Here is a 19135-nt window from a genome sequence, read left to right as displayed (position 1 = left end):
CCCGACGACCGCCCGACGCAGGCCCAAGGACGCCCGACCGCCCCTGCCGTGACGAAGGAGGAGCCCCGATGACCCCCACGGCCTGGGCCGCCCCCGGCCCGCTGGACCGGGCCCGGCTGACCCGCCTGCTCCAGTCGTACGGCGTCTACGCCGCGCTGCTCGTCCTGTTCGTCGTGGCAGCCGCCCTGGACAACTCGTTCCTCTCCGCGGGCAATGTCCGCATCCAGCTCTTCCAGGTCGCCCCCACCCTGATCGTCGCCCTCGGCATGGCCCTGGTCATCGGCACGGAGGGCGTCGACCTCTCGGTCGGCGCCGTCATCGCCCTCGCCGCCTCGGTCGTCCCCCTCTACCTCGGCTACGGCGCGCCGCTCGCGGTGCTGATCGCCCTGGGCTGCGGCGCGGTCTGCGGCGCGGTCGGCGGCACCATGGTCGCGCTCGCCCGTATCCAGCCGATCGTCGCCACCCTCGCCCTGATGATCGGGCTGCGGGGTGTCGCCGAGCTGATCAACGGCAACTCCGCCAAGCCGGTCACCGACACGGGTCTGCTGGGCCTCGGTTCGGACGGGTTCGCCGGGGTCCCCGTCATGGCGTGGATCGCCGGGGCGTGCGCCGTGCTGACCGCGCTGCTGGTACGCCGGACCACCTTCGGCCGGCAACTGGTGGCCATCGGCGACAACCGCCGGGCGAGCAGGCTGGCCGGTCTGCCGGTGCGCCGGGTCCTCGTCACCGTCTACGTCCTGTCCGGCGTCCTCGCAGCCCTCGCCGGCGCGCTGATCGTCGGGCACGGCGCCGAGGCGGACCCCGCCAACCAGGGCCTGAACATGGAGCTCAACGCCATCACCGCCGTCGTGGTCGGCGGCACCCCGCTCACCGGCGGCCGGGTCCGGGTCCTCGGCACCGTGGCCGGCGCGCTGTTCATGCAGCTCATCACCGCCGTCCTCACCCAGCACAACGTGCATACGTCGTACACCCAACTCGTGGAGGCCGTCATCATCTGCTTCGCGGTCTACGCCTCACAGGAGCGGAGTACCCGATGACACCCTCCGCCCTGCGGCCCGCCACGCTGCCGCGCCCGGCGTCCGACGCCGCGCAGCCGGCCGCCCTGCGCGAACGCCTGGCCTCCCACCTCCAGCGCCGGGGCGCGCTGGCCGTGCTGGTGCTGATGGCCGCCCTCGCCTCCGCGACCTCGTCCACCTTCCCCACCTGGTCCAACATCTCCAGCATCCTCGGCAACAACGCCTTCGTGTGGCTGCTGGCCCTGGGCATGACCTTCGTCATCCTCACCGGCGGCATCGACCTGTCCGTGGGATCGGTGTACGCGCTCGGCGGGGTGCTCGGCGCCTACGGCGCGCACGCGGGCGGCACCTGGCTCGCCGTCGTCCTGCCCCTGGCGGTCGGCGCGCTCTGGGGCACCGCGCAGGGACTGCTCGTCGCCCGTGCCCGGATGGCGCCCTTCATCGTCACCCTCGCGGGACTCCTCGGCGCGCGCGGCCTGCTCCAGGCGCTGACGAACGAGGGCGCCACCACCTATCTCGTCCCCGCCGGCCCCGCCTTCCGCCGCCTGGGCGACGGCACTTGGGTGCCGGTCCTCCTCGTGGCGGCCCTGTTCGGGAGCGGCGCGCTGCTGCTCACCCGCACCCGGTTCGGCGCCACGGTCACCGCGCTGGGCGGCAACGAGAACGCCGCCACCCTCATGGGGCTCCCCGTGGCCCGCACCAAGGTCCTCGTCTACGTCCTGTCCGCCACCCTCGCCGCGACCGCCGGCGCCCTCGGCAGCGCCCGCCTCGGTTCCGGCGTCACCACCATCGGCGTCGGCTACGAACTCACCGCCATCGCCTCGGTGGTGATCGGCGGCACGCTCCTGACCGGCGGCAGCGGCTCCATCGGCGGCACGGCGAGCGGCGTACTGGTGCTGGCCGTCATCCACAACCTGATCGACCACTACTTCTCCCAGTACGGCTCCGCGTTCACCGACACGGTCAACGGCGCGTTCCTGGCCGTCGTGGTCCTCGTCCAGACCCTGCTCAGCCGCACCCGGCAGACGGACTGACGCCGCCGACCTACCGAAGGAGTCCCGTGGGCGTCAGCCTGAAGGACGTCGCACAGCGCGCCGGGGTTTCCGTCAAGACTGTGTCGAACGTCGTGAACAACTATGTCCATGTCTCCCCCCGCACCCGGGCCCGGGTGCAGCGGGCCATCGACGAACTCGGCTACCGGCCCAACCTCGTCGCCCGCCATCTGCGCAACGGCCGCACCGGCATCATCGCGCTGGCCGTCCCCGAACTGGGCAACCCGTACTTCTCCGAGGTGGCCGGAGCCGTCATCGACGCGGCCGCCCGGCACGACTACACCGTGCTGCTCGACCACACGGCGGGGCTGCGGGAGAAGGAGATCCTCGTCTGCCAGGGCTTTCGCGCACAGATCATCGACGGCCTCATCCTCAGCCCGATCCGGATGGCGACGGAGGACCTGCTCGGCCGCACGGACACCTCGCCCCTGGTGCTCCTCGGGGAGCGTGAGTACGACGCCCCCTTCGACCACATCGCCATCGACAACGTCGCGGCGGCGCGCGCCGCGGTGCAGCACCTCCTCGACACCGGCCGCCGCCGCGTGGCCTTCCTCGGCGCCCGCCACGAGAGCGCGCGGGAACCCGCGCATCTGCGGCTGCGCGGATGGCGCGAGGCGCACACCGCCGCCGGGCTGCGGCCACCCGAACCGCTGGTCATGGCCACCGACGGGTACGACCGCCAGGACGGCGCCGTGGCCATGGCCGCCCTCCTGGACCGCGGCGAACGGCCGGACGCCGTCTTCGCCTTCAACGACCTCGTCGCCCTCGGCGCCATGCGCGTCCTGGCCAGCCGCGGACTGCGCGTCCCCCAGGACATCGCGGTCGCCGGCTTCGACGACATCGAGGAGGCCCGCTACGCGGCCGTCGCCCTGACCACCATCGCCCCCGACAAACGCGCCATCGCCCAGATCGCCGTCGACTGTGTCGTGGAACGCATCGCCGCCCGCACCGCACCGGTTCCCCGCCGCATCCTGCCGGGCTTCGAACTCGTGGTGCGGGAGTCGACGGTGGAGCGGCGCGGCTGAGGCGGCCCCCGGCACACCCCGGCCCGTCCTGCCGGCGCCGCCACGCCCGGGTCCCCGCGGCCCGGACCGTGGTCGTATCCGTCCGGCCGCCGATCGATTCCCTGACCGTCCGGGGTCGGCGGCGGCTTTTGTGCGAGGCCGGGGGACTGGGTTAACCTGCGGCGTATTTTCCCCTCGTGTAAATCCGTGAACTGGGGAAATGCACATGTGAACCGCCGGGTCAGGCCGCGTGCCCGGCGATGGTTCCGAGCCCTCCCCCACCGAGGGCTCCTTGGGGTGCGGAATGAGGCGCGCATGGCCGGCAAGGCGACCGGGACGACCGACGCGGTACCGGGCGACGAGGAACTGAGAAGACTGCTCGCGGGATTGACCGCGGTCCGTGACGGAGACTTCGGCACCCGGCTGCCGGACGATTCACCGGGGCTCATGGGCGACATCGCCACCGTCTTCAACGGCATGGTCGACCAGCTGTCCGTGTTCACCTCCGAAGTCACCCGCGTGGCCCGTGAGGTGGGCACCGAGGGCACTCTCGGCGGCCAGGCGCAGGTCCCGGGGGTCTCGGGCACCTGGGCCGATCTGACCGACTCGGTCAACGCGATGGCGGGCAACCTCACCACTCAGGTCCGCGACATCGCCCAGGTGGCCACCGCGGTCGCCAAGGGTGATCTGTCGCAGAAGATCGACGTCCCGGCGCGCGGCGAGATCCTTCAGCTGAAGGAGACCGTCAACACGATGGTCGACCAGCTCTCCGCGTTCGCCGACGAGGTGACGCGCGTGGCCCGCGAGGTGGGCACCGAGGGCCGGCTCGGCGGTCAGGCGCAGGTCCCGGGTGTCGCCGGTGTCTGGCGCGACCTCACGGATTCGGTCAATTTCATGGCCGGAAACCTCACCGCCCAGGTGCGCAACGTCGCCCAGGTGACGACGGCCGTCGCGCAGGGTGATCTGTCGCAGAAGATCACGGTGGATGCCCGGGGCGAGATCCTGGAGCTGAAGAGCACCATCAACACGATGGTGGACCAGCTCTCCGCGTTCGCGGACGAGGTGACCCGTGTCGCCCGCGAGGTCGGCACCGAGGGCCGCCTCGGCGGCCAGGCCGACGTCAAGGGCGTGAAGGGGACCTGGCGGGACCTCACGGATTCGGTCAACTTCATGGCCGGAAACCTGACCAACCAGGTGCGCAACGTCGCCCAGGTGGCCACCGCGGTGGCGCAGGGTGATCTGTCGCAGAAGATCACGGTGGATGCCCGGGGCGAGATCCTGGAGCTGAAGAGCACCATCAACACGATGGTGGACCAGCTCTCCGCGTTCGCGGACGAGGTGACGCGCGTCGCCCGCGAGGTCGGCACCGAGGGCCGCCTCGGCGGCCAGGCGCAGGTGCGGGGAGTCGCCGGCACCTGGAAGGACCTCACCGACAACGTCAATGTGATGGCCTCCAACCTCACCGGCCAGGTCCGCTCCATCACCCAGGTCGCCACGGCCGTCGCCAAGGGCGACCTCTCGCAGAAGATCATGGTGGAGGCCAAGGGCGAGGTCGCCGCGCTCGCCGATGTCATCAACACCATGGTCGACACCCTGTCGGCGTTCGCGGACGAGGTGACCCGTGTCGCCCGCGAGGTGGGCACCGAGGGCCGCCTCGGCGGCCAGGCTCATGTGCCCAACGTGGCCGGCACCTGGAAGGACCTCACCGACAACGTCAACTCCATGGCCAACAACCTCACCGGCCAGGTGCGCAACATCGCGCTGGTGACCACCGCCGTGGCCAAGGGCGACCTGTCGAAGAAGATCGACGTCGACGCGCGCGGCGAGATCCTCGAACTGAAGACGACCATCAACACGATGGTGGACCAGCTGTCCGCGTTCGCCGACGAGGTCACCCGAGTCGCCCGCGAGGTCGGCACCGAAGGCCGCCTCGGCGGCCAGGCCGAGGTCGAGGGCGTCTCCGGCACCTGGAAGCGGCTCACCGAGAACGTCAACGAACTCGCCGGGAACCTCACCCGGCAGGTCCGCGCCATCGCCGACGTCGCCAGCGCCGTCGCCGAGGGCGACCTGACCCGCTCCATCACCGTCGACGCCTCCGGCGAGGTCGCCGACCTCAAGGACAACATCAACTCCATGGTGGAGTCGCTGCGCGAGACCACCCGGGCCAACCAGGAACAGGACTGGCTCAAGACCAACCTCGCCCGGCTCTCCGGCCTGATGCAGGGCCACCGCGACCTGCGCGTCGTGGCCGAGCTGATCATGGACGAGCTGGTGCCCCAGGTGTCCGCCCAGTACGGCGCCTTCTACCTCGCCGAGGACGCCGCATCCGGCCCCGAGCTGCGGCTGGTCGGCGACTACGGCCGCCCCGACGACGACGAGCGCCCCGAGCGGATCTCCTTCGGCCGCTCCCTGGTCGGCCAGGCCGCGCGCAGCCGCCGTACGATCGCGGTGGACGAGCTGCCGCCCCGGTACGTCACCATCTCCTCCGGCCTCGGACAGATCGAGCCCACCGCGCTGTTGCTGCTGCCCATCCTCTTCGAGGAACAGGTGCTCGGCGTCATCGAACTGGCCTCCGTCACCCGGTTCACCACCGTGCAGCGGGACTTCCTCCAGCAGCTCGTGGACACCATCGGTGTCAACGTCAACACGATCGTCGCCAACGCCCGCACCGACGAACTGCTCCAGGAGTCCCAGCGCCTGACCAGCGAACTCCAGGCCCGCTCCGCCGAGTTGCAGGCCCAGCAGGAGGAACTCCAGCGCTCCAACGCCGAACTGGAGGAGAAGGCCTCGCTGCTCGCCGAGCAGAACCGCGACATCGAGGGCAAGAACCTCCAGATCGAGCAGGCCCGGCAGGAACTGGAGGCACGCGCCCAGCAGTTGTCGCTCGCCTCCAAGTACAAGTCCGAGTTCCTCGCCAACATGAGCCATGAGCTGCGCACCCCGCTCAACAGCCTGCTCATCCTGGCCCAGTTGCTCGCCCAGAACCCCTCCCGCAACCTCACCCCGAAGCAGGTCGAGTACGCGGGCATCATCCACTCGGCGGGCTCCGACCTGCTCCAGCTGATCAACGACATCCTCGACCTGTCCAAGGTCGAGGCGGGCAAGATGGACGTCACCCCGGAGCGGGTCCCGCTGCGCCAGCTCATCGAGTACGTCGAGGCCACCTTCCGCCCGATGACCTCCCAGAAGAGCCTCGGGTTCACCGTCACCACGTCGGCCGGCGCACCCGCCGACCTGCTCACCGACGACTCCCGGCTCCGCCAGATCCTGCGCAACCTGCTCTCCAACGCGGTGAAGTTCACCGAACAGGGCGGGGTCGAACTGCGCGTCGAACCCGCCGCCGACGGCGAGGTGCCGCGCGCCGTGGTCCGCGGCGGCGCGGTGGTCGCCTTCCGGGTCAAGGACACCGGCATCGGCATCCCGGAGCAGCAACTGGAGAGCATCTTCGGCGCGTTCCAGCAGGCGGACGGCACCACCAGCCGCAAGTACGGCGGCACCGGGCTCGGCCTGTCCATCACCCGGGAGATCGCCCATCTGCTCGGTGGCGCCGTCACCGTCGACAGCACACCGGGCAAGGGCAGCACCTTCACCCTCTTCCTGCCCGTGGCCAGGCCCGACTTCGACGAACATCTGCGCGGCACCGCCGAACCGGCCGAACAGGAGCACCCGGACGCGACGGCCCCGCGCGAGCTCAAGGCGGCGCCCCTCGTCTCCGCCAAGCGGCAGCGCGCCCGCAGGCTGCTCGTCGTGGAGGAGCGTCCGCGCGGCCTGCTCACCCTGGTCGCCGAGAGCGTCGTGGGCGACCTCGACCACGGCCGCGCCGACGGCATCCCCGTCGACATCATCACCGCGGTCGGCGCCCAGGAGGCGGCCGGCGCCCTCGCCGCCGAACCCTGCCACTGCGTCGTCGTCGAACTGGGCGCCCCCGACGGGGAGTCGGCCCGGTTCCTGGAGGCGCTGCACGGCGACTCCGCCCTCGCCGGCGTCCCCGTCCTGGTGCACAACGGCTCCCACCGCGCCGAGTACTCGCAGGCGGAGCCGGGCGGCTCGCTTGAGTACCTCTCCAGCCTGGACGAGCTGCGGGAGCGGATCGCCCTGCACCTGTCCGCCGAGGAGCCCGGCGAGGTGCTCACCTTCGTCCGCGGCGAGGAACTCCAGCACACCCCGGACCTGGTGGACGAGCACACCCGCGGCCGTACCGTCCTCGTCGTCGACGACGACGCGCGCAACCTCTTCGCGCTCAGCGGCATCCTCGAACTGCACGGCTTCCGCGTCCTGCACGCGGAGAACGGCCGCAAGGGCATCGAGACACTGCTGAACAACCCGGACATCGAACTGGTCCTGATGGACGTGATGATGCCCGAGATGGACGGCTACGCCGCCACCGCCGAGATCCGCAGCATGCCGCGGTACACGGACCTGCCGGTGATCGCCGTCACCGCGAAGGCGATGCAGGGCGACCGGGAGAAGAGCCTCGCCTCCGGCGCCAGCGACTACGTCACGAAACCCGTGGACACCCGCGACCTCATCGCCTGCGTCCGGCGCTGGCTGCCCGCATGAAGCCGGACGACGACACCGCGCAACCGTCCTTCCGCAGGCCGAGGAGTACCCGTCCGGTGAACATCCAGCCGTCCGCCGACCCCGGGGCACCGCTCGACGCGTCGAACGGTGTACCGACCCAGCCCGCCCCGCTGCCCCCGGTGGACGCGGCGGCGGTGGCCGACGTGCCCGCGAACACCCCGGTGGGCAGGCTCGCCGCCACCGTGGAGCGGCTGCGCCGCGAGGTGCGGACCGCGCAGGCCGAGGCCGAGGGCCGGGCACTGATCGAACTCGCCAAGGGCATCCTGGTCGAACGCCTCGGCTGCGGGCCCGCCCAGGCCGCCCGGCAGCTCGCCGAACTGACCGAGCAGGCGCAGGTGACACCGCTGGAACTCGCGGTGGACGTCATCAACCAGGCGGCCAGGGACCGGGTCGCCGAGGTGACCGAGGCCTTCCTCTCCACGACCGCCGACCCGGGCGGCACGGACGAGGACTCCGCCGCCGTACGGCTGCGCGCCGCCGAGAGCGGGGTGCTGGCCGCCGACGACACCGAGGCGATGGCCGCCTCCCTGCTCGAACACGCGCTCCGTCCGCTCGGCGCCGTCGCCGTGGCCATCTGGGCGGCCGGCTCGGACGGTTCGCTGACCCTCGCCGGCAGCGCGGGCTTCACCCCGGCCGAGGCGGCCCGCTGGTGCTACGTCCCGCCGGACGTGGCCACGGTGGCCCGCCGGGGCCTGACCGAGCCCGGCGGACAGTGGCTGCCCTCGCTCGCCGAGTCCGGGCTGCCCACCATCGGCCGGCGCGACTACGCCGACGGCGCCCGGATCGCCGTACCCGCCGGTGCGGGCGGCCGTATCCACGGCGTCCTGGAGATCGCCTGGCCCAAACCCGAGGAGCCGCTGCCGCGCCCGGTGCTGCGCCAGGTGGAGACACTCGCCGAACTGTGCGCGCACACCCTGGACGACTTCGTTCCCTCCGCCGTGCCCCGCCCGGAATCCCGGGTCATGCCGGACGTGGCGGAACTGATGGACCTCGCGGACGGACTGCACGACCCGACCCTGGTGCTGGTGCCGCACCTCGACGACGCGGGTCGGCTCCTCGACTTCCGCATCCAGCACGTCAACAACCGCTTCCTCGACCCGGCGGGCCGGCCGCGGGCCGTCATCGGCGGCGCCCTGCTGCTGGAGGCGTACCCGATGGCCGCCGGCAGCAGCGAGCTGTTCCAGCGCGTGGAGCGGGTCTACGCCACCGGCGAGCCGTTCCGCGCCCAGCGGGTACGGCTGACCGCCCTGGTCGACCAGGTCCCGCTCTCCGCGGTCGCCGACATCAGCATCAGCCGCCACGGCGCCGGACTGCTGCTCATCTGGCGCATCGAGGACGAGACCGCACGCCTGGCCAGTCTGCTCCAGCACGCCCAGCGGCTCGGCCGGATCGGCGGCTTCGAGGAGAACCTGCTGACCGGTGAGATCACCTGGAACGGCCAGATGTTCAGCCTCTACGGCCGCCCGGCCACCAGCTCCCCGGTCGCCCTGGAGGAACTGCCCGCCTACTCCCACCCGGACGACGCCGTCCAGATCGGACGGTTCCTGCGCACCCTGCTGCACCACCACCGGCCGGCCTCGGCGGCGTTCCGGTTGCAGCGCCCGGACGGCGTCTCCCGGCACATGCGCCTGGTCGCCGAACCGGTCCTCGACACCGACGGCCAGCTGTTCGGCGTGCGCGGCGCCTACCAGGACATCTCCGCCCAGCACTGGACCGAGGTCGCCCTCGCCGCGACCCGCGACCAGCTCGCCCACACCGAGCAGCAGGCCGCCGAACGCAACCGGCTCACCCTCCAGCTCCAGCACGCGATCATGCCCCCGGCCCAGGCACCGCTGCGCGTGCCCGGCCTCCAGGTGGCGGTCCGCTACCGGCCGGCCGAGACCGAGCATCTGGTCGGCGGTGACTGGTACGACGCCGTGGTGCTCCCGTCGGGACTCGTCCTGCTGTGTGTCGGCGACGTCGCCGGACACGGCATCGAGGCGGCCACCAGCATGGTCGTCCTGCGCAACGCGCTGCGCGGCCTCGCCGTCACCGGAGCAGGACCGGCGCAGCTGCTGTCCTGGCTGAACATCGTCGCCCACCATCTGACGGGCGCCGTCACCGCGACCGCCGTCTGCGGCCTGTACGACGGCGAAACCCGCACCCTGCGCTGGGCCCGGGCCGGTCATCTGCCCCCCGTCCTGGTCCGCGACCAGGAGGCCACCCCCCTCCCCACTCTCAAGGGGCTCCTGCTGGGCGCCCTCCCGGAGGCGGTCTACGAGGAGACCGAACTCCGGCTGGCCGCCGGCGACACCCTCCTCATGTACACCGACGGCCTGATCGAACGCCGCGACCGCTCGGTCGAGGAATCCCTCACCCACCTTCTGCACACCGCCAGCTCGGGCCCCCGCACTCTGGACAAGCAACTGGACAGACTGCTCACGTACAGCAGGTCGGACACCGACGACGACACATGCATCGTGGGGATCAGGGTGGACTGAGGGCCGCGCCGCGACGCCACACCGGGGGATTCGTGACAGCGAACCCATGGACGCCTCCGCCTCCCGGCGAGAGGATCGCTCATGACCTCGGACCACGACATGGTGTGGCGTCGGTGTGCGTACCTGGCGAGCGTCCTGCTGCCATTGGTGGACCAGGAGCCATGGCGTCGGTCCCGCCGTCATGAGCGGCTGCGGGGCTGGGAGATCGACACGGCGGTGGGGGAGCGGCTGATCGAGATCTTCGGGGTCCTGGCCGCCCACGCTGTCGCGCTCGACGCCTCCCTGTCCGTCGCGGAGTTCGACGGCCTGCCCCTCCTCGCCGTGGCCGACGCCGCGACCGGCAAGCGCGACTTCGAACTGCTCGCCGGGCTCCCGGACAGCTTCGTCGACGTCCGCGAGGAACAGGCCGTCAAACTCTTCCGCCTGTACGTCTACGCGGGCCATCGATCCGGTCTCCAGCTCCACCGACTGAGCACGGAACTGCGCTATGTACTGGTCGTACTCGCCGAACGCGCGCCGATACGGTCCCGCACCTGCGGTGACGTCCTGCGCCGGGCGGCAGAGGCCGGCCTGCCCCGGTGACCACGGGCGCCACCACCCGGGCGTACCGAGGCCGTACCCCACGTACCCTCTTCCTGTGTCCGCCCCCCGCCTGCATCGTGTCGCCGTCCTTGTCCTCGAAGGCGCGAAGCCGCTCGATGTCGGGATTCCCGCGCAGGTGTTCACGACCCGCGCGAGCATGCCGTACGAGGTAAGGGTCTGCGGGGCGGCGCCCGGGCTGGTGGCCGGGGGCGACGGGCTCGCGTACTACGTCGCCCATGGGCTGGACGCGCTCGCCTGGGCCGACATCGTGTTCGTGCCCGGGTACCGGTTCCCGGACCGCGAGGACCCGCCGCGCGCCGTCGTCGACGCGCTGATCGCCGCGCACGAGCGGGGCGCGCGGCTCGCGGCCATCTCGACGGGGGCCTTCGCGCTCGCCGCCACCGGCCTGCTCGACGGCAGACGCGCCACGACGCACTGGCACTACACACAGGCCCTCGCGGCCCGGCATCCGCTCGTCCGGGTCGACGAGAACGTGCTGTTCGTGGACGAGGGCAGCGTCCTCACCTCGGCCGGCGCCGCCTCCGGTATCGACCTGTGCCTGCACATCCTGCGCGGCGACGTCGGAGTGGCCGCCTCCAACCACGCGGCCCGGCGCCTGGTCGCCGCCCCCTACCGCAGCGGCGGCCAGGCCCAGTACGTGCCGCGCAGCGTCCCCGAGCCGCACGGCGAACGCTTCGGCGCCACCCGCGAGTGGGCGCTGCGCCGGCTCGGCGAGCCCCTCACCCTCGACACCCTGGCGCGGCAGGCCGGGGTCTCGCCGCGCACGTTCTCCCGGCGCTTCGTCGAGGAGACCGGCTACACGCCGATGCAGTGGGTGATGCGCGCCCGTATCGACCTGGCCCGCGAACTGCTCGAACGCTCCCAGCGCGGGGTCGAACAGATCGCCGCCGACGTCGGTCTCGGCACCGGCGCCAACCTGCGCCTGCACTTCCAGCGCATCCTCGGCACCACACCCAGCGAGTACCGGCGCACCTTCACCCGGGGCGAGTGACCCGCCCGGCGGCACCCCGGCGGGATATGGCGGGATCCTTTTGAACCATGGCGATCCCGCCACTGTCAGCGGCGCGCGCCGCGAGCGAGCCTGGTGGGGAACGGAAGGGACACCACACATGACTCGCATCGCCATCAACGGGTTCGGCCGCATCGGACGCAATGTGCTGCGCGCGCTGCTCGAACGGGACAGCGCTCTGGAGGTCGTCGCCGTCAACGACCTGACGGAGCCCGCCACCCTCGCCCGGCTGCTCGCCTACGACAGCACGGCCGGCCGGCTCGGGCGTCCGGTCACCGTCGACGGCAACACCCTCGTGGTCGACGGCCGGCGGATCACGGTGCTGGCCGAGCGCGAGCCCGCGCAGCTGCCCTGGGCCGAACTCGGCGTCGACATCGTCCTGGAGGCCACCGGCCGCTTCACCTCGGCGAAGGCCGCCCGCGCCCACCTCGACGCGGGCGCGAAGAAGGTGCTCGTCAGCGCACCGTCCGACGGCGCCGACGTCACCCTCGCGTTCGGCGTCAACACCGACGCCTACGACCCGGCCGTGCACACGATCGTCTCGAACGCCTCCTGCACCACGAACGCGCTGGCGCCGCTGGCCGCCGTCCTCGATGAACTCGCCGGTATCGAGCACGGGTTCATGACCACGGTGCACGCCTACACCCAGGAGCAGAACCTCCAGGACGGTCCGCACCGCGACGCCCGCCGCGCCCGTGCCGCGGGCGTCAACATCGTGCCGACCACGACCGGTGCCGCCAAGGCGATCGGCCTGGTCCTGCCGAACCTCGAAGGCAAGCTGTCGGGCGACTCGATCCGCGTCCCGGTGCCGGTGGGCTCGATCGTCGAACTCAACACCACCGTCGCCCGTGACGTGACCCGCGACGAGGTGCTGGCGGCCTACCGCGCCGCGGCGCAGGGCCCCCTCGCCGGTGTCCTCGAATACTCCGAGGACCCGCTCGTCTCCTCCGACATCACCGGCAACCCCGCCTCCTCGATCTTCGACTCGGCCCTCACCCGCGTCGACGGCCGTCACATCAAGGTCGTCGCGTGGTACGACAACGAGTGGGGCTTCTCGAACCGGGTGATCGACACCCTCGATCTCCTCGCCGGCAGCTGACCGGCCGCCGGGGCACCCCCCCGCCTCACCCGGCCTTGACGACCGTCAGCAGCGTCGCCGCGTCCTCCAGGGCCTCCAGGCTGTGCCGGGCCGGCGGGACGAGGAGCAGGTCACCGGCCATGCCCTCCCAGCTCTCGGCGCCGCTGCGCAGCCGTACCCGCCCGCGCAGCACGAGAACCGTGGCCTCCCCGGGGTTCTCGTGCTCGGACAGGGTGGTGCCGGTGCGCAGGGCGATCAGGGTCTGGCGCAGGGCGTGTTCGTGGCCGCCGTAGAGGGTCTCGGCGCTGCGGCCCGTGGAGGAGGCCGCGGCCCGCTCCAGATGCTCGCGGGCCTTGGCGTCCAGGGAGAGCTTCTGCATGGCTCGGTTGCCCTTTCCGTGTCGGAGGATGGTCAGTGGCGCACGCCGATACGGCGCCGGCGGCGTCCGCCGGTGCCCGGCTCGGCCGGAGGCGCGGGTACCCGGCCGCGGCAGAGGACGTACGGCCGCCACAGGTACCACAGCGGAACGCTCCAGGCGTGCACCAGCCCGGTGAAGGTGATCTCGTCGCGCCGATTGCCGGTGGGACCGATGCGGTCGAAGCCGCACGAGAGCTGGTGGTGGCCACTGCCCGTGCAGGCCCGACGCCTCCCTCCTCGGCACGTTCAGGTGCCGGTCCATGGTGTGGTTCACGCACACGGTGTCCTCGGACATCCGATGGCGGCCACCGAGCGGCAGGCGAACACGCCGTCGCGGTTGTGCGCCTCGATCCGGTCGAAGGTGATGCGGTCGCCGGAGCGGGCGGTACGGCCGGCGGTGGCGGCGCTCGGGGGAGTCACCGCCACGCCGTAGTACTCACGGGGATCTCGTAGTCTCGTATCCGTTCCGCACCTGTCGCGTCCTCTTGCCCTTGGAGTCGCAGATGACCGCTCGTCGTGTCATGCCCGTCATCCATTCCGCCGCGGCGGAGGAGAGCCGTGACTTCTACGGCCTGCTGGGCTTCGAGGAGGTCATGAACCTCGGCTGGGTGATGACCCTCGCCTCGCCGTCGGCCCCGACGGCACAGATCAGCGTCGTCTCGACCGACCGAACCGCCCCGGTCACCCCGGACATGAGCATCGAGGTGGACGACGTGGAGGCGGCCTACGCGGCCATGCGGGCCAGTGGCGCGGAGATCGTCCACCCGCTGCGGGACGAGGAGTGGGGGGTGCGGCGCTTCTTCGTCCGCGATCCCAGCGGCCGCGTGATCAACGTCCTGAGCCACCGCCGCGCCTGAAGCGCTCTTGACCTGACCGCGGGACTAGAGGGCGCGGGTACGGCAAGGAGCAGGTGATGACACGCATCATCAAGAAGGCCGGGGTGGCCGTCCTGCCATGCCCGTGCGGTGGCCGGTCGGTGGGGGAGGTCTGGACGGGTGCTGACCATGAACGGAGCGGTGCTGGCGGTCGTTGTCGTCCGGCGGCCGCGCAGTCGTACGGAGGCCGGCCGATGAGCCCTCGTACGCCCAGGAGCCGGGTGACCGGCAGGCGCCCTGCGGTGCGGCGGCGTCCGCGGGGACCGGGCAGGCGACGGCAGCGCGCGGAAGACCGGCTGATCGGCCTCCTGATCGCCGCGGTCCTGGTCGTGGGCCTGGTGGTGGTCGTCGTCAACTGGCTGCTGGCGCACTGGTGGATCCTGGCCGTCGTCGCGGTGCTCGCCGTGTCGGGCGGTGGTGCCTGGCTCTACCAGAGGCGGCAGCGGGCGCGATGGGAAGCGGTCCGCGCACACGGTCTGCGCTACGGGCTGGCTCAACTGGACGCCCTGCACCATGCCCGGTTCGAGGACGCGGTGCGGGACCTGATGCACCGTGACGGCTGCCGGGACGCGGTGCGCGTCGGAGGCGGCGGGGACCTGGGCGCCGATGTGAAGGCCACCGACCCCTACGGGCGTCGCTGGGTCATCCAGTGCAAACACCGGCGCGACGGCCTCGCCGGATCCGCCGTGGGCACTCCGGACCTTCAGGTCCTCAACGGCACCGCCCGCCAGGTCCACGGAGCCGACGTCGCGGTCATCGTGACCAACGGCAGGGTCACCGCCCCGGCCGTGGCCTTCGCCGGGCAGCAGCGCCTCCATGTGGTCGACCGGCACACCCTCGGGGTGTGGGCATCCGGCTCGCGGCCGCTGTGGGAGCTGCTCCGCGCGGTCCCGCCGCCTCGTAGACCGACGGCCCTGTCCTGAGGCCCGCGCTCAGCGGCTCGCGCCCTGAGGCTCGCGCCCTGAGGCCCGCGCTCAGGCCAGGAGGAACCGGCTCAGGTCGACGGCCGGACGGGAGCGGCCCCCGGCATCGGCGCATAGTCCTCCACCCGCACCGAGTCGTACAGCCGCCCACTCTTCGTCGTGAGGCGCAGCAGCGCGCGACTCGGCCCCGCCGGCAGTGCGGAGATGAGACGGACGCCCTGGGCCAGACCCCGCACGCCGAGGCGGGACGTGGGGATCAGGGTCTTGGCCGCGCTCAGGGCGGCCGCGTGGCTGCCCCGTACGTGTTCCGCCATCGCGCGTTCGTAGGCGGGGAAGGCCCGCTCGTGATCGCCGCCCGCCCGGGCCAGTTCGCCGGCGAGGACGTACGCGCCGAGGACGGCCAGACTGGTGCTGCCGCCGACGGCCGGGCCGGGGCAGTAGCCCGCGTCGCCGACCAGCGTCACCCTTCCCCGTGACCAGGTGTCCATGCGGAGCTGGGTGATCGAGTCGAAGTAGAACGCCGGGGTGCGGTCCAGCTCGTCCAGCCAGCGGTCCACCTCGGCGTGCATACCCGTGAACGCGCCGCGCAGCAGCTCCTTCTGCCGGGGCACATCACGGTGGTGATAGCCGAGTTCGCGCTCGCTCCGGAAGAGGAACAACGCCCTTGCCTCGCCGAGGTGTTGCGCGCTGTACATGCCGACGGTGCGACCGACGCCGACGTGCATGAGGAGCTCGCCGTCGAGGTCGGCCATGTTCGGCAGGGTCAGCACCCCGAGGTAGGCCCCGGTGAAGGTGCTGAAGCCGGACTCGGCCCCGAACACGAGGCGCCGCACGTTGGAGTGCAGCCCGTCCGCGCCGACGACGAGGTCGAAGCGGCGCGGCGGGGCGTTCTCGAAGCGCACCTCACCGTCGGGCGAGATCGCGGCGATCGAGTCGCCGAAGACGTACTCGACGTCCTCGCGTGTCGCGTCGTAGTAGATCTCGCTGAGCTCGTCGCGCATGATCTCGACATGCCGCTCGGAGGCGGCGCCGAAGATCTTGGAGAGATCCGCACGGACCGGACGCCGCGAACCCTCCTGATATACCATCAATGTACTTGTCCTGGTGGCCCGTTCCTCGATGTACGGCAGCACGCCCATCTTCTCCGAGATGTCCATCGCGGGCCGGAACAGGTCCACCGCGTGGCCACCGGTCCTGCGTGGCGCCGGCGCGCGTTCGACGACGGTGACGGAGAAGCCGTACCGGGTGAGCCAGTGGGCCAGGACCGGACCGGCGACGCTGGCGCCGGAGACGAGAATCCGCATGGCATCGCTCCCTTTCCCTCAGCGCACGCGTACGGCGGCCGGCGCGGTGAAGGCCAGCAGGGCCGTGGCGGTGCGCGGCGGATCCTCCAGCAGGGGCGAGTGCCCGAGACCGGGCAGCAACTCGACCCGCGCGCCCGGCACGACGCGGTAGTCGGCGGCGGACGAGGACCGCCATCTGCGGTCGTCCGCGCCGAAGATCACCAGAAGCGGCTTGCCCAGGACCGCAAGCCGATCCGGCAGCGCCCGCTGCTCCAGGTAGGAACGGGTGGCCGGCATCGTCGCGATGAACGTGTGGTACGTCATCTCGCGTACGTCGTCCAGGAGTTCCGCCGGGATCCGGTAGCCGGCTCGGCTGAACCCCGTGCTCGCGAACCGCCGCAGCTGTTCGTCCGTCGGCGGCCACTGCGAGGGGTCGACCGTGGGGGACTCCGCCGGAATGAGGGCGTCCAGGCCGGGCCCGGTGTTGACGAGGGCGAGCGCGGTCACCAGGTCGGGCCGCTCTTCGGCGAGGGCGGTGGCGACCACGCCGCCGCTGGAATGACCGGCGACCACGGCATGCTCGACACCGAGCCGGTCCAGTGCCGCGCCGACCCGGCGCGCCTGCTCCGGGATCGAATAGTCGCGGTCGGCGGGTTTGGCCGAACGGCCGTGCCCCAGAAGGTCGATCCGGATGACGCGATGGCATCCGGTCAGCAGCGGAACCATCGGGCCCCAGGAGCGGGCCGAGGACGCGGTCCCGTGGATGAGCAGGAGCGCGGGCGCGTCGCGGGGGCCGTCCAGACACACATGGATGTCGCCGTCGGCCAGGGACAGGTGTGCACTCTCGGTGGCCTCGGAGCCGCCGTGCTCGGGTGAGTCGCCGTCAGAAGCAGTCATGAGCCCACTGTCTCCGCCGTACGCGCCGGTGGATTGGACAAATGTTCCCGTCACGCGGCCCGCGTAGCATGGAAGGATGCGGACTTTCGCGCGCGGTGCGGCCACCTGGGACGTCGAGTGCCCGCGGCAGCCCAGCTCGGTGGCCGGTGTCACCATGGCCGGATTCCGCGTCCGCGACCTGGAAGCGCTCCGGATCGTCCCCTTCCCGGCCGTGACGCTGCTCCTGGAGTTCGGTGCCGGTTCACCCGCCCTCGACGGTGCCGCGGGACGGCGGCGGCCGGGCAGCTTCGTCGCCGGACCCGGGCTCGGAGCAGGCGGCGCGGTCCGGGCGCGGGGGCAGAACGTCGAGTGCGTACAGGTACGGCTGTCCCCGGTGATCGCCCGCGCGATCCTGGGCGCCCCGCCCGCCGAACTCGACGGCGCCGTCGTACCGTTGGACGACCTGTGGGGCCGGGAAGCGGCACGGATCCGTGAACGGCTCGGCGAGGTCACGTCATGGCAGGACCGCTTCGCGTTGACGGACACGCTGCTCGCCCGCCGGTACCAGGCGGGGCCGCCGGTGGACCCGGAGGTGGCCTGGGCCTGGCGCCGGATCCTCGACAGCCATGGCCTGGCCAGGGTCGAAGGACTCGCGGAGGAGGTCGGGTGGAGCCGTAAACGGCTGTGGTCCCGCTTCCGTTCACAGCTCGGACTGCCGCCCAAGCGCGCCGAGAAACTGGTCCGCTTCGACCACGCCGCGCACCGCCTGGTCGCGGGCGAAGGCGCGGCCCGGGTCGCGGCCGACAGCGGCTACGCCGACCAGTCCCATCTGTGCCGGGACGTCATGGCGTTCACCGGGGCGACGCCCACGACCGTGGCCGACGAGCCGTTTCTCGCCGTCGACGACATGGCATGGCCCAGCACGAGGCCCCGGAAAAAGGATTGGACGGGACGGCGAGCGGGCTTGTAGCTTGCAGTCGACCGTGACACCGCCCGAGGAGGTGAGACCCATGAACGCAGTATCGACGTGGGTGCTCCCCCTTTTCCGTCACGGCCGGCGATCGACATAGGTGTCGCCGGGAGCGCCTCCACACCAAGGCACTCCCGAAAGGCACCACCTATGCATTCTCCGCACTTCACCGCCGAGTCGTCGTCGGACGGCATGGTCGAGCGCGACTTCACCGTGGGCGACATCCCCGGGGTTCTCTGGTCGCCGGCCTCCGGCGGCGATCGCGCGCCCCTGGTCCTGATGGGCCACGGCGGCGGCAGGCACAAGAAGGAGCCGGCCATGACGGGCCGCGCCCGCCTCCTCGTGAACGGCTGCGGCTTCCATGCCGCCGTCATCGACGCGCTCGGCCATGGCGACCGGCCGCGCACCGCGCACGACGAACGGGACATCGCCGCGCTGCGCGCGGCGCAGGCGGCGGGCGAGCCGGAAGGCCCGATCGTCGTCCCGTACAACGCCCGCCTGGCCGAACTCGCCGTACCCGAATGGCAGACGGTCCTGGACGCCCTCCAGCAGCTTCCGGAGATCGGCGCCGACGGCCCGGTGGGCTACACCGGCCTCGGCCTGGGCACCGCCATCGGGGTACCGCTGGTGGCGGCCGAGCCCAGGATCACGGCCGCGGTCTTCGGCATGCACTGGCCCGACGCCCTGGTCGAGACGGCGAAGCGGATCACCGTACCGATCGAGTTCGACATGCAGTGGGACAACGAGCGCATCCCGCGCGAGGCCAGCCTCGCGCTGTTCGACGCCTTCGCCTCGAAGGAGAAGACCCTGCACGCCAACGCGGGCAAGCACTTCGACTGGCCCAGGTTCGAGGCCGACAGCGCGGTCCGGTTCCTCGCCCGGCACCTCGGCCGGGCGGACACCTCAGCGGCCTGACGGTGAGCGGTCGCGGCGCCCGGTCCACCGATCGGGCGCCGCGACCGCTCACC

17 protein-coding genes are annotated in these 19135 nt (G+C 71.9%); 12 read left to right on the top strand and 5 right to left on the bottom strand.

Annotation, left to right across the window (positions count from 1 at the left end; all coding sequences use genetic code 11):
* Window positions 1-68 precede the first annotated feature (68 nt).
* The 8 genes from CCN72_RS18575 (at window position 69) to gap (ending at window position 12844) form a co-directional block, all read left to right on the top strand.
* The gene (locus CCN72_RS18575; protein ID WP_086808489.1) at window positions 69-1037 is read left to right on the top strand and encodes an ABC transporter permease; all 969 of its coding nucleotides are present in this window, start codon (window positions 69-71) and stop codon (window positions 1035-1037) included.
* Window positions 1034-2050, top strand: a complete 1017-nt coding sequence (locus tag CCN72_RS18570) for an ABC transporter permease (RefSeq protein ID WP_086808488.1) — start codon at window positions 1034-1036, stop codon at window positions 2048-2050. Before CCN72_RS18575 ends, CCN72_RS18570 begins: the two co-directional genes overlap by 4 nt.
* Before the next feature lie 26 nt (window positions 2051-2076).
* Entirely contained in the window at window positions 2077-3093 is a 1017-nt protein-coding gene (locus CCN72_RS18565; RefSeq protein ID WP_086808487.1) for a LacI family DNA-binding transcriptional regulator, read from the top strand.
* A 294-nt stretch (window positions 3094-3387) separates the two neighbouring features.
* Window positions 3388-7632: a HAMP domain-containing protein gene (locus CCN72_RS18560; protein ID WP_086808486.1), complete on the top strand. Its 4245-nt coding sequence runs from the start codon at window positions 3388-3390 to the stop codon at window positions 7630-7632.
* Window positions 7633-7763: 131 nt separating this feature from the next.
* Entirely contained in the window at window positions 7764-10133 is a 2370-nt protein-coding gene (locus tag CCN72_RS18555) for a SpoIIE family protein phosphatase (protein WP_346164599.1), read from the top strand.
* 81 nt (window positions 10134-10214) lie between these two features.
* Entirely contained in the window at window positions 10215-10715 is a 501-nt protein-coding gene (locus CCN72_RS39035) for a hypothetical protein (RefSeq protein ID WP_158101369.1), read from the top strand.
* Window positions 10716-10770: 55 nt separating this feature from the next.
* Entirely contained in the window at window positions 10771-11727 is a 957-nt protein-coding gene (locus CCN72_RS18545) for a GlxA family transcriptional regulator (protein ID WP_086808484.1), read from the top strand.
* Between the two features lie 118 nt (window positions 11728-11845).
* Entirely contained in the window at window positions 11846-12844 is a 999-nt protein-coding gene (gap, locus tag CCN72_RS18540) for a type I glyceraldehyde-3-phosphate dehydrogenase (protein ID WP_086808483.1), read from the top strand.
* Between the two features lie 25 nt (window positions 12845-12869).
* Here the strand turns inward: gap and CCN72_RS18535 are convergent, their stop codons facing one another.
* From CCN72_RS18535 to CCN72_RS39030, 3 genes are all read right to left on the bottom strand, one after another.
* Entirely contained in the window at window positions 12870-13202 is a 333-nt protein-coding gene (locus CCN72_RS18535) for a cupin domain-containing protein (RefSeq protein ID WP_086808482.1), read from the bottom strand.
* Window positions 13203-13234: 32 nt separating this feature from the next.
* Entirely contained in the window at window positions 13235-13369 is a 135-nt protein-coding gene (locus CCN72_RS18530) for a respiratory nitrate reductase subunit gamma (protein WP_269820629.1), read from the bottom strand.
* A 141-nt stretch (window positions 13370-13510) separates the two neighbouring features.
* A complete protein-coding gene (locus tag CCN72_RS39030) occupies window positions 13511-13660 on the bottom strand; it encodes a hypothetical protein (RefSeq protein ID WP_158101368.1) in 150 nt (49 codons plus the stop codon).
* 83 nt (window positions 13661-13743) lie between these two features.
* Here CCN72_RS39030 and CCN72_RS18525 point away from each other — a divergent pair, with 83 nt between their 5' ends.
* Both CCN72_RS18525 and CCN72_RS18520 read left to right on the top strand, forming a co-directional pair.
* The gene (locus CCN72_RS18525) at window positions 13744-14097 is read left to right on the top strand and encodes a VOC family protein (protein WP_086808481.1); all 354 of its coding nucleotides are present in this window, start codon (window positions 13744-13746) and stop codon (window positions 14095-14097) included.
* 212 nt (window positions 14098-14309) lie between these two features.
* A complete protein-coding gene (locus CCN72_RS18520) occupies window positions 14310-15038 on the top strand; it encodes a restriction endonuclease (RefSeq protein WP_208638038.1) in 729 nt (242 codons plus the stop codon).
* Between the two features lie 71 nt (window positions 15039-15109).
* On the opposite strand, the gene CCN72_RS18515 is transcribed toward CCN72_RS18520, so the two are convergent.
* On the bottom strand, window positions 15110-16342 hold the full coding sequence (locus CCN72_RS18515; RefSeq protein ID WP_086808479.1) for an FAD-dependent monooxygenase: 1233 nt from the start codon (window positions 16340-16342) through the stop codon (window positions 15110-15112).
* Between the two features lie 18 nt (window positions 16343-16360).
* Window positions 16361-17218: an alpha/beta fold hydrolase gene (locus tag CCN72_RS18510; protein ID WP_086808478.1), complete on the bottom strand. Its 858-nt coding sequence runs from the start codon at window positions 17216-17218 to the stop codon at window positions 16361-16363.
* A gap of 76 nt (window positions 17219-17294) precedes the next feature.
* Between CCN72_RS18510 and CCN72_RS18505 the strand changes: the two genes are divergently transcribed.
* Both CCN72_RS18505 and CCN72_RS18500 read left to right on the top strand, forming a co-directional pair.
* The gene (locus CCN72_RS18505; protein ID WP_086808477.1) at window positions 17295-18167 is read left to right on the top strand and encodes an AraC family transcriptional regulator; all 873 of its coding nucleotides are present in this window, start codon (window positions 17295-17297) and stop codon (window positions 18165-18167) included.
* A 150-nt stretch (window positions 18168-18317) separates the two neighbouring features.
* Window positions 18318-19082: an alpha/beta hydrolase gene (locus CCN72_RS18500; RefSeq protein WP_086808476.1), complete on the top strand. Its 765-nt coding sequence runs from the start codon at window positions 18318-18320 to the stop codon at window positions 19080-19082.
* Window positions 19083-19135: the final 53 nt, after the last annotated feature.

The sequence above is a fragment of the Streptomyces murinus genome (assembly GCF_002154555.1).
Classification (GTDB): Bacteria; Actinomycetota; Actinomycetes; order Streptomycetales; family Streptomycetaceae; genus Streptomyces; species Streptomyces murinus.
Note: the sequence above shows the minus strand (reverse complement) of the source record. Positions and strands in the feature narration are given on the sequence as shown.